Origin of the sequence: Erwinia sp. V71 (genome assembly GCF_965644245.1) — a bacterium.
Classification (GTDB): domain Bacteria; phylum Pseudomonadota; class Gammaproteobacteria; order Enterobacterales; family Enterobacteriaceae; genus Erwinia.
In genome coordinates this window covers 16,706-28,672 of sequence record NZ_CBFFRK010000053.1, presented here as the reverse complement: position 1 = coordinate 28,672, position 11,967 = coordinate 16,706, and the positions used below count along the sequence as shown (strand labels likewise).

The following is an 11,967-nucleotide window of genomic DNA, read 5'->3' as shown; positions in this document are numbered from 1 at the left end:
GTTCCGGCAGCCTTCAGTGGTCTTTGCAGAGTTAAGACAGACGGCTTAGCGTTGCACTTCGAACTTGAATCCGCCCTGTTTGTGTCTATTTTTCCTTATCTCTCACTCCTCCGTTGTGGCTGACGCTGCTGCTGTTTATTAATGGTTTTCTCTGGCCCCACCTGGCGTACTGGCTGTCACTGCGCGCGCGTGATCCGAAAGCGACGGAGTTGCGTAATTTACTCCTCGACTCGGCGCTTGGCGGGGTATGGATTGCGCTGATGGGGCTGAATGCACTGCCTTCGGCGCTGATTGTCTCAATGATGGGCATGAACAATGTTGCGGCAAGTGGCGGGCGCTTCTTTTTCCGTGGCCTGTTACTTCAGATGGCGGTGATGGGGGCGATGCTGCTGCTCTTGCGTCTGCCCGTCAGTGTCGCGACCACGCTGTTGCAGGTGTATATCTGTTTGCCCATGCTGGTAGTCTATCCGGTGTTTCTCGGCCAGGTGACGTATCAGACGGCAATTAAACTGGCACAGCACAAGCGCAAACTGATGGAGATCAGCACCCATGATGGTATGACGGGCGTGTATAACCGCCGTCACTGGGAGCATCTGCTGCGCAATGAGTACGATAACTGCAAACGCTATAAACGTATGGCGACGCTGTTATTGATTGATATCGACCATTTTAAAACGATTAATGACACCTTTGGCCATGATATTGGTGATGAAGCCTTGCTGCGCGTCACCGATGAGCTGCGCCTGACGCTGCGCGCCAGCGATGTGATTGGTCGTTTTGGCGGTGATGAATTTGCCGTGATTATGCCGGAAACCCCGTCGCTTAATGCGCTGCTGGCCATGAGCCGGGTGCGTGATAATCTGCAGGAGAATCGCGAATTACTGGCGCCGCTGACGGCAATACATATCAGTGTCGGTATTGCGCAGTATATGCCGGAGATGACGTCATATCGTGAATGGCTGAAAGCGGCGGATGTCGCGCTGTATCGGGCGAAAAATGGTGGGCGCGGACGAACCGAGATCGCGCTGGCATCCACTGAGGCCAAGTAATCCCCCGCCTGTGACAGGCGGGGGAGGGCGTCAGGCGTTTTTCTTGCTCAACGCTTCCGACTTCGCCATGCACTGGCGCATCGCTTCAATCACCGCGGCGCGGAAGCCTTTCTCTTCCAGCACTTTCACCGCTTCAATGGTGGTGCCGCCTGGTGAGCAGACCATATCTTTCAGTTCACCCGGATGTTTACCGGTTTCCAGCACCATTTGCGCAGAACCTTTTACCGCCTGAGCAGCAAACTGATAGGCTTGGGCGCGTGGCATGCCGCCCAGCACGGCGGCATCAGCCATCGCTTCAATAAACATAAATACATAGGCCGGGGCGGAACCGCTGACGCCCACCACTGAATGGATCAGATATTCATCCACCACCGCGGCTTTACCGAAGCTGTTAAAAATCGCCACCACCTCATCGGTTTCTTCTGCGGTGACCAGCGCGTTCGGGGTGACAGAGGTCATGCCTTCATTCACCAGCGCCGGGGTGTTCGGCATGGCGCGCACAATTTTGCGGTCATGGCCTAGCGCCATTGCCAGCGCATCCAGCGTGACACCTGCGGCAATCGATACCACCAGCGTCTCTTTTTTCAGGCTACCGCTAATGTCTTTCAGCACTTTCAGAATCACATTCGGCTTCACCGCGCCGAACAGGATATCGGCCTGTTTCGCCACCTCATCTGCGCTTTGCGCAGGCGTAATACCGTACTGCTGCTGCATCGCCTGGTTGGTGGCAGGCTTGCGGTCGAATACCCAGATATTTTCCGGCGCAATGCTTCCGCTGGCCACCAGGCCGCCAATAATGGCCTTCGACATATTGCCGCAGCCGATAAAACCAATCTTTTTCTCCAGCATTCTCTTCTCTGCCTCCTGTTTCTGTCGCTGACTAGCTTACGACATTCTTCACCGTAATCCAGCGCTCCCTGTGTTTAACGCTGTGGAACCCTGCCGGAAACAGATAAAATTTGCCATTCTGGAAAAGAACGGCAAGATCTCCATTATTCCCCAATCCTGACAGGAAAGAGTATGCCAATCTGGGTGGATGCCGATGCGTGTCCAAAAGTGATTAAAGAGGTGCTGTACCGCGCAGCGGAACGGGCGCAAATCGAGATAACCTTTGTGGCGAACCAGTCGCTGAGTGTGCCGCCGTCGCGTTTTCTGCGCACGCTGCGGGTGGAGGCCGGGTTTGATGTTGCGGATAACGAGATTGTGCGCCGGGCGGAAAAAGGCGATCTGGTGATCACTGCTGATATTCCGCTGGCGGCGGAAGTGCTGGCGAAAGGGGCGGTAGCGCTGAATCCGCGTGGTGAACGCTACAGCGACGCCACGATCCGTGAACGCCTGACGATGCGTGATTTTATGGATACCATGCGTGCCAGCGGTATTCAGACTGGCGGCCCGACGGCATTAAATCAGCGCGATCGCCAGCAGTTCGCCAATGAACTGGATAAATGGTTGCTGAAAGGGTAGGTCTGGCGGGTGGGTTATGGTTACTCAGAGGCGGGATTGCCGCCTCTGAGTATGACATCCGTTCACATCAGACAAAGCTGTCGTCATCGTCAAAATCACTGCTGCCGAAGCCGTTGAAATCACTGTAATCATTGCTGGCGAAATCCTGCGGCAGACCGGCATCCTGATCCAGAAAATTCCCCTGCCCGACGTTGTTAAAGGTATCAAGGCTGGTGTCCGGCATATCGGGAACATCAGGCAGCGCAGGTTCGTTGATAATATTGACGATCTCTTCCGGCTGCGAGTGGTGGAACATACTGGTCAGCATATTGGCCATCACCACACCCCCCGCCACACCGACGGCGGTTTGCAGCGCACCACCGAGAAAACCGGTGCCGCGCGCTGCGCCAGGTGCCGCACCCCAGGCGGCTTGCTGCTGTTGCACTGGCGCACTGTTCCACGCAGGTTGCACTGGCTGCTGTTGCTGCGGCTGGCGATTGCCGCCGCCAAACAGCCCGGACAGGAAACCGCCGCTGCTTTGCTGCGCGGATTGTTGCTGTTGCGCAAGGCGGTTTTCCAGTTCACTCACCCGCTCATTGAGTTTTTTCAGCGCCGCTTCCTGAATCAGCAGCGCCTGCGCCATATAATAAGGGGCGCCCGGCTGCTGTTGCAGCTGTCTGGCAATCAATTGCTCCGCCCCGGCATCGCGCGGGCCGGACTGGGATTCGGCCTGTTTCAGTCGGCTAAACAGATTTTCAATCAGGCGTTGTTCTTCATTCTGCATGGGGCAAACCTCCGTAAACAGGTAACAGAGACATTTTGTCCATCGGCGAAGGAAAGTAAATCAGAGCGGCGTAAGCAAATGTTGCCATTGCAAAGTGGTGTAAAGCTAACGAGTCATGCACAAAATGTGCATGTTGTTTTCCTTTTTAATCATTATTTTAGGCTAATACCCCTGCGCAGAGTGCGTAAAGTGGACGTTACGCTGGCTCATGGCGGCAATTGTCGGTATGATGCGACGCAAAGTTGACCTGTTTTTTCGTCTTGCTGATGAGCCTGGTGCTCCGGTAATGCGGCTGAGGATGTGCTATTTATGTCGTTACCCATTTATCTGATCGGTGCCCGTGGTTGCGGGAAAACTACTGTTGGACACGCTCTGGCGCTGGCGCTGGATTATGCGTTTCGCGATACCGATCATTTTCTGCAGCAGAGTACGCAACAGACCGTTGCCGATATTGTGGCTGCAGAAGGGTGGGAAGGCTTCCGTCGGCGTGAAACGCAGTCGCTGGTTGCCGTGACAGCCTCTTCAACGGTAGTCGCCACCGGCGGCGGGATGGTGCTGGCGGAAGAGAACCGTCAGTTTATGCGTGAGCAGGGGCAGGTTATCTATCTGCAGGCCGATGCTGAGGTACTGGCCGCACGACTGGAAGCGTACCCGGAAGAAGCACAACGTCCAACCCTGACTGGTCGCCCGATTGCGGACGAAATGGTGGAAGTATTGAAGCAGCGCGACCAGCTTTACCATCAGGCCGCGCATCATGTGATCAATGCAATGCAGTCGCCGGAGCAGGTGGTACAGCAGATGCTGCAGGTCCTGTCACTGGCACGCGCCAGCTAACATCTTCATTTTCCTCCTGAACGCTGCCGCATTGCTGGCAGCGTCACACTCTCTGCTTTTTCAAACCATAATGTCTCTGTGATGCCAGCCCACCGTGTGTCTGGGGTGTCTATACTTACCTTGAATCTGAGCAACCAGGAGGAAGTATTGATGGCGACAAGACCTTCATATCCACGTAAGGCACGCATTGAAACGGTCGAAAAAGGGCCGCAGGGGCGAAGCGTAACCTGGTATGAATTGCGTGCAGACCATCCTCACGCCAACACGTTAATCAGTGAACATCAGACCGAACAGGAAGCACTGGACGCGCAACAACGCTACGAAGATGTTGAGAAAGAGTAGTTCCGCTGCCGCACCTGAAGCAGCATACAGCCTGACGCCAGCGGGCGTGGGGAAAGTATCATGAAACCAGCACTGGTTACTCTTACTATCGGACAGTCGCCGCGCAGCGATATTTTGCCGCTGTTGCTGGAGCATCTGCCTGAGGAATGTATCGCCCACGCCGGATTGCTTGACGGGCTGACGGTGGAAGATGTGGCGCAGCAGTTTGCCCCTCAGCCCGGGGAAAGAGTGCGGGTGACGCGGCTGCAGACTGGATGTGTGGTCTGCCTGTCAGCTGATAAGGTGGAGCGTGCGCTGCAGTGCAGGATCACGGAGCTGGAGCAGCAGGGATTCGAGATTATTCTGCTGTTGTGCAGCGGCCAGTTTGCTTCGCTGTGGACCCATCAGGCGTTGCTGCTGGAACCGGATCGTATTATTCCCCCACTGGTTCAGTCGATCGTCGACAGCCATCAGGTAGGGATCGTGGTGCCGACCCGCCAGCAGATTGATGAACAGCAGGTGAAGTGGCGTCATCTCAGTAAGGCTCCCTGTTTTGCCGTCGCCAGTCCGTGGCAGGATGAAGACGCCGCGCTGGCGGCCGCCGCGCAGTCACTCAGGGAGCAGGGCGCTGATGTGGTGGTGCTCGATTGCTTTGGTTATCACCAGCAACACCGTGATTTTCTGCAGAAGCTGTTGAATATACCGGTATTGTTGTCGAATGTGCTGGTGGCGAAACTGGCGGCGGAATTACTGGTATAAGTGCGCCGTGAAGCGGGCAACATTCCCGGTGAATTTTGCGTGACAGAGCGTTAAACAAACCTCTACACTGATTTTCCAACTATTTTTTATCTGCTTTTTGAGGAAGTTGCATGGTCAACGTTAACGAGTATTTTGACGGAAAGGTGAAATCTCTGGGCTTCACCAGCGCCAGTACCGGACGCGCCAGCGTCGGCGTGATGGTGGAAGGTGAATACACTTTCGGCACCGCCCAGGCGGAAGAGATGACCGTTGTGAGCGGTTCACTGACCGTGCTGCTGCCGGGTGAAACAAAGTGGGTTCGTTACGAAGCTGGCCAGATCTTTAATGTGCCGGAGCATAGCGAGTTCCACCTGCAGGTGGCTGAACCGACGTCTTATCTCTGTCGTTACCTGTAATCTGCGCCCCGTCCTTATGGGCGGGGTTATGCAGGTGAGCGCAGGCTGGCAGTATCACGCTGGCCTGCGTTAGCGTTTCTTCGCGGTCACGCTATCCTTTTCCAGTTCGAGCATAAAAAGCGACAACGCATTATCCAGTTCCGCCAGTGTCTGTGGTGAGAGCAGGGACAGAATTTTTCGCTCGTTATCGACATGATCTTCCACGGCTTTATTGATCACCTCAACCCCTTTCGGCGTCAGTTGCACCAGCATACTGCGTGCATCGTCGGCATTTGGTTTCCGTTCAATCAGTTCTCTCTCTTCCAGCCGCTTCAGACGATGGGTCATGGTGCCGGACGTCACCATCAATGTGGAAAAAAGTGCGGTGGGCGACAGGCAATAGGGTTCGCCCGAACGGCGTAATGTCGCCAGCATATCGAACTCCCATACTGCCAGACCGTGCAGGGCAATGGCCGCTTCCACTCTGGGTTCGAGCAGCATGGTACAACGTTTCAGGCGGCCAATCGGACCCATCGGGCTGGCATCGAGATCGGGTCTTTCCCGTCGCCACTGCTCCAGGATCGCGTCAACCGCGTCGGCTTTGCGCGTGTTCATTTGTGCTCCACTGTCTTGACGTCAAGATATTATCTTTACAGAATCCTGCTTTATCTTGAAGTCGAGGTAGTTGATGAATAGTCTGCATTCTGTGTTTAAGGATATCCTGCTGACGGCGCTGGCTCCAGTGATCTGGGGCTCAACATATATCATTACGTCACAGTTTTTACCTCCTGATCGCCCCTTTACCGCTGCGCTGTTGCGGACATTACCGGCCGGATTGCTGCTGGTGCTCTGGATGCGTCGCCTGCCTGCCCGACAACACTGGTGGCGTTTACTGGTGTTATCGGCACTGAATATTGGCTTCTTTCAGGCGCTGCTGTTTGTTGCGGCGTATCGTCTGCCGGGTGGTCTGGCGGCGGTGGTGGGGGCGATACAGCCACTGATGGTGATGTTTCTGGCCTGGGCGGTCGATCGTCAGCAGCCTGTGCTGGTCGCGCTGTGGGCCAGTATCGCTGGCATTGTGGGGATGGGAGTGTTGCTGTTATCGCCGGACAGCGTGTGGAATGGGCCGGGCATCGCCGCGGCACTGCTGGGGGCGGGATGCATGGCGGCAGGCGCGTGGCTGACCCGGCGCTGGAGCCTGCCATTGCCGGTGATGGCGTTAACCGGCTGGCAGTTACTGTTGGGCGGCCTGATTCTGTTGCCTGTCGCCCTGCAAATGGATGCACCGTTGCCCGCGTTAACCACGCTGCAAATCGCGGCCTACGGCTATCTTTCGCTGGCGGGGGCGTTGCTGTCGTACAGCCTGTGGTTTCGTGGTATTGCACGCCTGCCGTCAGTGGCGGTGACGTCGCTGAGTTTGCTGAGCCCGTTAACCGCCGTGGTGCTGGGCTGGGTGTTCCTCAGTCAGCAGATGACCGGGCTGTCATTGCTGGGATTAGTGCTGGTATTAGGCAGCGTGGTGATGGTGCAGGTGAGTACGCGCAGGGTGAAGGGATAAAGCGGCAGTTGCACTGAAGTGGAGGCGTGTGACATTCCCTCCCTCATGCAATGGGGGAGGGAATAAAGATTAACGCTGTGCTTCTCCACCCAGCGCTTCCACGGTATTACTGATCAGTGCAGCAAGTTCGCTGGTCATCAGGATAAAGTCGGCATCGAAGCGTTGCGCGAAGTCGTCGCGGTCAATGTCGTCATTCTGCTCGCGCAGGGTATCAGCAAACTTCAGGCGCTTCAGTGAACCATCATCAGACAACACCAGCTGAATGCGTTCCTGCCAGTCGAGCGCCAGTTTGGTCACCAGTTTACCGGCTTCGATATGGTTAGCGATCTCATCACTGACCAGATCCTGTTTTTTACAGCGGATCACGCCACCATCTTCCAGAATCGCTTTCAGCTCAGCTTCATCCATCAGCGCAAAACCGGCAGGCAGTTCGCCGGAGCGCACCCATTCGGTCATGGTCAGCTCAATCGGGCTTTCCATGGTCAGCGGCACCACCGGCAGCGAACCGAGGCTTTTACGCAGCAGCGCCAGCGTGTCTTCGGCTTTTTTCGCTCTGGCGCAGTCGACCATAATCAGATTGTTAACGGTGTCGATCCATAAAAAAGTCTGGCTGAAACGGCTGAAGGCGCGCGGCAACAGGCTGTGCAGCACTTCATCTTTCAGCGAGTCTTTCTCGGTTTTTTTCAGCTTGCGCTGCTGCTCGGCTTCCAGTTTGTCGATTTTCGCTTCCAGCGCCTGTTTGATTACCGGCGAAGGCAGGATCTTCTCTTCTTTGCGCGCACAGATCAGAATCTGCCCGTTATTCACATGCGTCAGCGCATCGCTGCGTGAACCCATCGGCGACACCCAGCCGGTTTTCGCCATATCCTGGCTGCCGCAGGGGCTAAAGGAACAGGCGTCGAGTTGTTTTTCCAGATCGTCGATGGACAGCGGAATGTCACGATTCAGACGATAAACCATCAAATTTTTAAACCACAACATGGTTTTTCCTTAGCCGGGGAGCACTCTAAAAGTCAGCGCGCATGATAGCGAAACATCGCGCGCGTTTCATCCATTGCCTTTATGACGTCCTGCTTCTAAGGTGATGACGACGTGTCGAATAATGAGGAATAAAAATATGCGTATTGGTATTGATTTAGGTGGCACGAAAACCGAAGTGATCGCCCTGTCTGACCAGGGAGACACGCTGTTTCGTCATCGTGTGCCGACGCCGCAAAATGATTATCAGCAGACCCTGCAGGCGATCGCCGGGCTGGTGGCGCTGGCGGAAACCGAAACCGGCATGACCGGCACGGTGGGCGTCGGCATACCTGGCACGCTGTCACCCTACAGTGGCAAAGTAAAGAACGCCAACTCGACCTGGCTGAATGGTCAGCCGCTGGACCATGACCTGGCAGCACTGCTGCAGCGCGAAGTGCGTATTGCCAATGACGCCAATTGCCTGGCGGTATCTGAAGCCGTCGATGGCGCGGCGGCAGGCAAGGCGACGGTGTTTGCGGTGATTATCGGTACGGGCTGTGGTTCCGGTGTGGCTTTGCATGGCCAGGCGCACAGCGGAGGGAATGGTGTGGCGGGCGAATGGGGGCATAATCCGCTGCCGTGGATGGATGAAGATGAACTGCGCTATCGGGCGGAAGTGCCCTGCTATTGCGGAAAGGCGGGCTGTATCGAAACCTTTATTTCCGGCACCGGTTTTGCCACTGACTATCAGCGGCTGAGTGGTCAGGCGTTGAAAGGGCCGGAAATTATGCAGCGGCTGGCGCAGCAGGAGGCCGTCGCGGAGCTGGCGCTGAGCCGTTATGAGTTACGGCTGGCGAAATCACTGGCGCATGTGGTGAATATTCTCGACCCGGATGTGATTGTGCTTGGCGGCGGAATGAGTAATGTCGCGCGTCTCTACCAGCGCGTGCCGCAGCTGATGAAACAGTGGGTATTTGGTGGTGAGTGTGAAACGCCACTGTTGCAGGCGAAACACGGTGATTCCAGCGGAGTGCGTGGCGCGGCCTGGCTCTGGCCGCTGTTATAACCACCCGCTCTCCGCTTGGGAGAGCGGGCAGGGACTTACTTACTGCCAGATAACATTTCATCCACTGGTGCGCTGTCGCGCAGGGTTTTTGACATCAGGAACCAGGCGTAACCCATCGCCATGATGGCAATAAACAGGCCGCCGATCAGCGGGTTAAACCACAACATGGCGATCAGGCACACCACCGCCAGCACCAGCGCAATGCCGGGTACAATTGGGTAACCTGGCGCGCGGAAGCTGCGTGCCATATCAGGTGCAGTCTGGCGCAGGCGGAACAGGCTCAGCATGCTCATCAGATACATCACAATGGCGCCGAACACTGCCATGGTGATCATCGCCGCCGTCAGGCTCATGCCCTGCAGGTTAATCCAGCTGTCACTGAAAATCGCGGCGATACCAATCACACCCCCGGCGATAATCGCCCGGTGCGGTGTCTGGAAACGGGACAGTTTCGCCAGGCCCGGCGGCAGATAACCGGCGCGCGCCAGGGCAAAGAACTGACGTGAATAGCCAAGAATGATGCCGTGGAAGCTGGCAACCAGGCCAAACAGACCAATCCACACCAGCATATGCATCCAGCCCGAATTCTCGCCGACAATCATTTTCATCGCCTGCGGCAGTGGATCGTTGATATTGGACAGGGTATGCCAGTCGCCCGCACCGCCTGCCAGCAGCATCACACCAATCGCCAGCACCACCAGTGTCAGAATACCGCTGATATAGGCTTTCGGAATGGTACGCTGCGGATCTTTTGCCTCTTCGGCGGCCATCGCTGCGCCTTCAATAGCGAGGAAAAACCAGATAGCGAACGGAATCGCGGCGAAAATCCCCGAAACAGCAGGCATGCCAAAGCTGTCGCCGCCAGACCAGCCATTAGCAACAAAGTTAGTCACGCTAAAGCCCGGGGCAACCACGCCCATAAACACCAGCAGTTCACCCACCGCCAGCACGGTGACAAACAGTTCAAAGGTCGCCGCCAGTTTAACGCCGAGAATATTCAGCGTCATAAACACCAGATAGGCGCCCACCGCGGCATATTTCGGATTGAGTTCAGGAAACTGCACATTCAGATAAGCGCCAATCGCCATCGCAATCGCCGGTGGCGCGAAAACAAATTCAATCAGCGTCGCCATCCCGGCGATCAGGCCGCCGGTTTCACCGAAGGCGCGGCGGCTGTAAGCGAAAGGACCACCGGCATGCGGGATGGCGGTGGTCAGTTCAGTAAAGCTGAAAATAAAACAGGTATACATCGTGGCAATCAGCGCGGTGGTGATCAGAAAGCCCAGCGTGCCCGCCACACCCCAGCCGTAGCTCCAGCCGAAGTATTCACCGGAAATCACCAGACCTACCGCAATGCCCCACAGATGTATCGTGCCCAGTGTGGGCTTTAGTTTGCTTGTCATGCTGTCATCCCCGTTATCGTCGTGTTTATTCGAGGTCTGCGCCTCGCCCCGGTTAATCCTGTGTCAACAGTTGTCGATAATGCCGCTGCCGGTGGCGGGAAAACTTGACGCTGGCGCACTAAGTTTTGTCATCCACGGTCAACTTCGAGGCAAAAAGCGTGCCTGCTGCACGCTGCGGTCAACATTGGGTCGTCTGTGGTCAAGCCTGAGTGGGGGCAGACGGTCAATGCTGATAGCACTTTATGGACGCTGCGGAGCCTGACTTATGAGTGCCAAACAATACGACACCCTCGACAACACTGCGCTGACCGCACTGGCACAGCGCACGCTGGCTAACTATCCGGCGGCATTGCACGGCACGTTAAGCCTGCTGTGCCGCTCTGAAAATGCGACGTTCTTGCTGGTGGCGCAGGGACAGCGTTACGCGCTGCGCCTGCATCGTGGGGATTATCACCAGAAAGCGGATATCGAAAGTGAACTGCAGTGGCTGGATGCGCTGCGCGAAACCGGCATCATGGTGCCGCAGGCGGTGCTGAATACCCAGGGTGAGGCGGTACAGACACTGACATTGCCGGACGGCAGCACGCGTTATGCGGTACTGTTTCACTGGATTGAGGGCGAGATGCCAACCACCGAGGTTGATCCACGCGCCTTCCGCCAGCTGGGGCAGATCACCGCACGCCTGCATCAGCACAGCCGCAACTGGCAGCGACCACAGGAATTTCAGCGCATTATCTGGGATCACCACACGATGGTCAGTCCGCAGAGCCACTGGGGACACTGGCAGGATGCGCCGAATCTCAAGCCGCAGGATCGCGCAGTGGTGGAACAGGCGATTGCGCGTATTGGAGACGAGCTGGTGGACTATGGCAAAAGCGCCGAACGCTATGGCCTGATCCATGCCGATCTGCGACTGACCAACCTGTTGCTGCATCGCGGTGAAACCCGGGTTATCGATTTTGACGACTGCGGTTTTGGCTGGTATCTGCACGATCTGGCGGCGGCGATCAGCTTTGTTGAGCACCATCCGCGTGCCGCCGAGTGGGTGGATCACTGGCTGCAGGGCTATGAGCAGGTCGCGCATCTGTCGGATGCCGATATGGCGCTGGTGCCGACGCTGTTGATGCAGCGGCGTATCCAGCTGCTGGCGTGGGCGGGTTCGCATGCGGAAACCGAAATGGCGCAGAGTCTGGGGCCACACTGGGCGGATCATTCGGTGCGTCTGTGTCGTCGCTATCTGGAAACCTCGCAGCTGCCAGTCGGGGCCTGATCGTGCACTTTTATCGGGCAGGGATGCGCCTCTGCGGTGCCGCGAATGCCCGCTTCGTCTGCTAACTCGCTGATTACCTTTGTGATAGTGGTTGGTACGAAATTTGCTGTTATCAATCAGACATCCTTTTGCAGCGCAAGGCGAGG

The 11,967-nt window shown here is 56.4% G+C and carries 14 protein-coding genes; 9 read left to right on the top strand and 5 right to left on the bottom strand.

Translation table 11 applies throughout. From position 1 onward, the window contains the following. Nucleotides 1–113 precede the first annotated feature (113 nt). On the top strand, nucleotides 114–1,049 hold the full coding sequence (locus ACSZO1_RS12630) for a diguanylate cyclase (RefSeq protein WP_437613040.1): 936 nt from the start codon (nucleotides 114–116) through the stop codon (nucleotides 1,047–1,049). 30 nt (nucleotides 1,050–1,079) lie between these two features. Here ACSZO1_RS12630 and proC read toward each other — a convergent pair whose 3' ends face one another. Next, the gene (gene proC, locus ACSZO1_RS12625) at nucleotides 1,080–1,898 is read right to left on the bottom strand and encodes a pyrroline-5-carboxylate reductase (RefSeq protein ID WP_437613038.1); all 819 of its coding nucleotides are present in this window, start codon (nucleotides 1,896–1,898) and stop codon (nucleotides 1,080–1,082) included. Between the two features lie 171 nt (nucleotides 1,899–2,069). Between proC and ACSZO1_RS12620 the strand changes: the two genes are divergently transcribed. Further along, complete coding sequence (locus ACSZO1_RS12620) at nucleotides 2,070–2,513, top strand: YaiI/YqxD family protein (protein WP_437613036.1); 444 nt, start codon at nucleotides 2,070–2,072, stop codon at nucleotides 2,511–2,513. 67 nt (nucleotides 2,514–2,580) lie between these two features. Here ACSZO1_RS12620 and ACSZO1_RS12615 read toward each other — a convergent pair whose 3' ends face one another. Next, nucleotides 2,581–3,276 carry a DUF2076 domain-containing protein gene (locus tag ACSZO1_RS12615; protein ID WP_437613034.1) on the bottom strand — a complete coding sequence of 232 codons (696 nt, stop codon included), beginning with the start codon at nucleotides 3,274–3,276 and terminating at the stop codon, nucleotides 2,581–2,583. 309 nt (nucleotides 3,277–3,585) lie between these two features. On the opposite strand from ACSZO1_RS12615, the gene aroL reads away from it, so the two are divergent. The 4 genes from aroL to ppnP all read left to right on the top strand — a co-directional run bounded on the left by aroL (nucleotide 3,586) and on the right by ppnP (nucleotide 5,585). Further along, nucleotides 3,586–4,110, top strand: a complete 525-nt coding sequence (gene aroL, locus ACSZO1_RS12610) for a shikimate kinase AroL (RefSeq protein ID WP_437613032.1) — start codon at nucleotides 3,586–3,588, stop codon at nucleotides 4,108–4,110. A gap of 150 nt (nucleotides 4,111–4,260) precedes the next feature. Beyond that, nucleotides 4,261–4,452 carry a YaiA family protein gene (locus tag ACSZO1_RS12605; protein ID WP_437613030.1) on the top strand — a complete coding sequence of 64 codons (192 nt, stop codon included), beginning with the start codon at nucleotides 4,261–4,263 and terminating at the stop codon, nucleotides 4,450–4,452. A 60-nt stretch (nucleotides 4,453–4,512) separates the two neighbouring features. After that, on the top strand, nucleotides 4,513–5,190 hold the full coding sequence (locus ACSZO1_RS12600; RefSeq protein WP_437613028.1) for an AroM family protein: 678 nt from the start codon (nucleotides 4,513–4,515) through the stop codon (nucleotides 5,188–5,190). Nucleotides 5,191–5,300: 110 nt separating this feature from the next. Continuing rightward, entirely contained in the window at nucleotides 5,301–5,585 is a 285-nt protein-coding gene (ppnP, locus tag ACSZO1_RS12595; RefSeq protein ID WP_437613026.1) for a pyrimidine/purine nucleoside phosphorylase, read from the top strand. A gap of 69 nt (nucleotides 5,586–5,654) precedes the next feature. Here the strand turns inward: ppnP and ACSZO1_RS12590 are convergent, their stop codons facing one another. Next, nucleotides 5,655–6,179: a MarR family winged helix-turn-helix transcriptional regulator gene (locus ACSZO1_RS12590; protein ID WP_437613024.1), complete on the bottom strand. Its 525-nt coding sequence runs from the start codon at nucleotides 6,177–6,179 to the stop codon at nucleotides 5,655–5,657. A 73-nt stretch (nucleotides 6,180–6,252) separates the two neighbouring features. On the opposite strand from ACSZO1_RS12590, the gene ACSZO1_RS12585 reads away from it, so the two are divergent. Then, nucleotides 6,253–7,122 (top strand): EamA family transporter, encoded by an 870-nt coding sequence (locus tag ACSZO1_RS12585; protein ID WP_437613022.1) that lies wholly within the window; start codon nucleotides 6,253–6,255, stop codon nucleotides 7,120–7,122. A gap of 69 nt (nucleotides 7,123–7,191) precedes the next feature. On the opposite strand, the gene rdgC is transcribed toward ACSZO1_RS12585, so the two are convergent. Next, nucleotides 7,192–8,103, bottom strand: a complete 912-nt coding sequence (gene rdgC / locus ACSZO1_RS12580) for a recombination-associated protein RdgC (RefSeq protein WP_437613020.1) — start codon at nucleotides 8,101–8,103, stop codon at nucleotides 7,192–7,194. Between the two features lie 136 nt (nucleotides 8,104–8,239). Between rdgC and mak the strand changes: the two genes are divergently transcribed. Further along, nucleotides 8,240–9,148 carry a fructokinase gene (gene mak, locus ACSZO1_RS12575; RefSeq protein WP_437613018.1) on the top strand — a complete coding sequence of 303 codons (909 nt, stop codon included), beginning with the start codon at nucleotides 8,240–8,242 and terminating at the stop codon, nucleotides 9,146–9,148. Nucleotides 9,149–9,183: 35 nt separating this feature from the next. On the opposite strand, the gene eat is transcribed toward mak, so the two are convergent. Continuing rightward, nucleotides 9,184–10,551, bottom strand: a complete 1,368-nt coding sequence (eat, locus tag ACSZO1_RS12570) for an ethanolamine permease (protein WP_437613016.1) — start codon at nucleotides 10,549–10,551, stop codon at nucleotides 9,184–9,186. A 265-nt stretch (nucleotides 10,552–10,816) separates the two neighbouring features. Between eat and ACSZO1_RS12565 the strand changes: the two genes are divergently transcribed. After that, nucleotides 10,817–11,821: a phosphotransferase enzyme family protein gene (locus ACSZO1_RS12565; RefSeq protein WP_437613014.1), complete on the top strand. Its 1,005-nt coding sequence runs from the start codon at nucleotides 10,817–10,819 to the stop codon at nucleotides 11,819–11,821. Nucleotides 11,822–11,967: the final 146 nt, after the last annotated feature.

Bases quoted from the DNA above. Each gene is read 5' to 3' on its own strand.
- aroL (WP_437613032.1), top strand. From the start codon at position 3,586: ATGTCGTTACCCATTTATCTGATCGGTGCCCGTGGTTGCGGGAAAACT.
- proC (WP_437613038.1), bottom strand. From the start codon at position 1,898: ATGCTGGAGAAAAAGATTGGTTTTATCGGCTGCGGCAATATGTCGAAG.
- ACSZO1_RS12590 (WP_437613024.1), bottom strand. From the start codon at position 6,179: ATGAACACGCGCAAAGCCGACGCGGTTGACGCGATCCTGGAGCAGTGG.
- ACSZO1_RS12600 (WP_437613028.1), top strand. From the start codon at position 4,513: ATGAAACCAGCACTGGTTACTCTTACTATCGGACAGTCGCCGCGCAGC.
- rdgC (WP_437613020.1), bottom strand. From the start codon at position 8,103: ATGTTGTGGTTTAAAAATTTGATGGTTTATCGTCTGAATCGTGACATT.
- mak (WP_437613018.1), top strand. From the start codon at position 8,240: ATGCGTATTGGTATTGATTTAGGTGGCACGAAAACCGAAGTGATCGCC.
- eat (WP_437613016.1), bottom strand. From the start codon at position 10,551: ATGACAAGCAAACTAAAGCCCACACTGGGCACGATACATCTGTGGGGC.
- ACSZO1_RS12585 (WP_437613022.1), top strand. From the start codon at position 6,253: ATGAATAGTCTGCATTCTGTGTTTAAGGATATCCTGCTGACGGCGCTG.
- ACSZO1_RS12565 (WP_437613014.1), top strand. From the start codon at position 10,817: ATGAGTGCCAAACAATACGACACCCTCGACAACACTGCGCTGACCGCA.
- ACSZO1_RS12615 (WP_437613034.1), bottom strand. From the start codon at position 3,276: ATGCAGAATGAAGAACAACGCCTGATTGAAAATCTGTTTAGCCGACTG.
- ppnP (WP_437613026.1), top strand. From the start codon at position 5,301: ATGGTCAACGTTAACGAGTATTTTGACGGAAAGGTGAAATCTCTGGGC.
- ACSZO1_RS12620 (WP_437613036.1), top strand. From the start codon at position 2,070: ATGCCAATCTGGGTGGATGCCGATGCGTGTCCAAAAGTGATTAAAGAG.
- ACSZO1_RS12605 (WP_437613030.1), top strand. From the start codon at position 4,261: ATGGCGACAAGACCTTCATATCCACGTAAGGCACGCATTGAAACGGTC.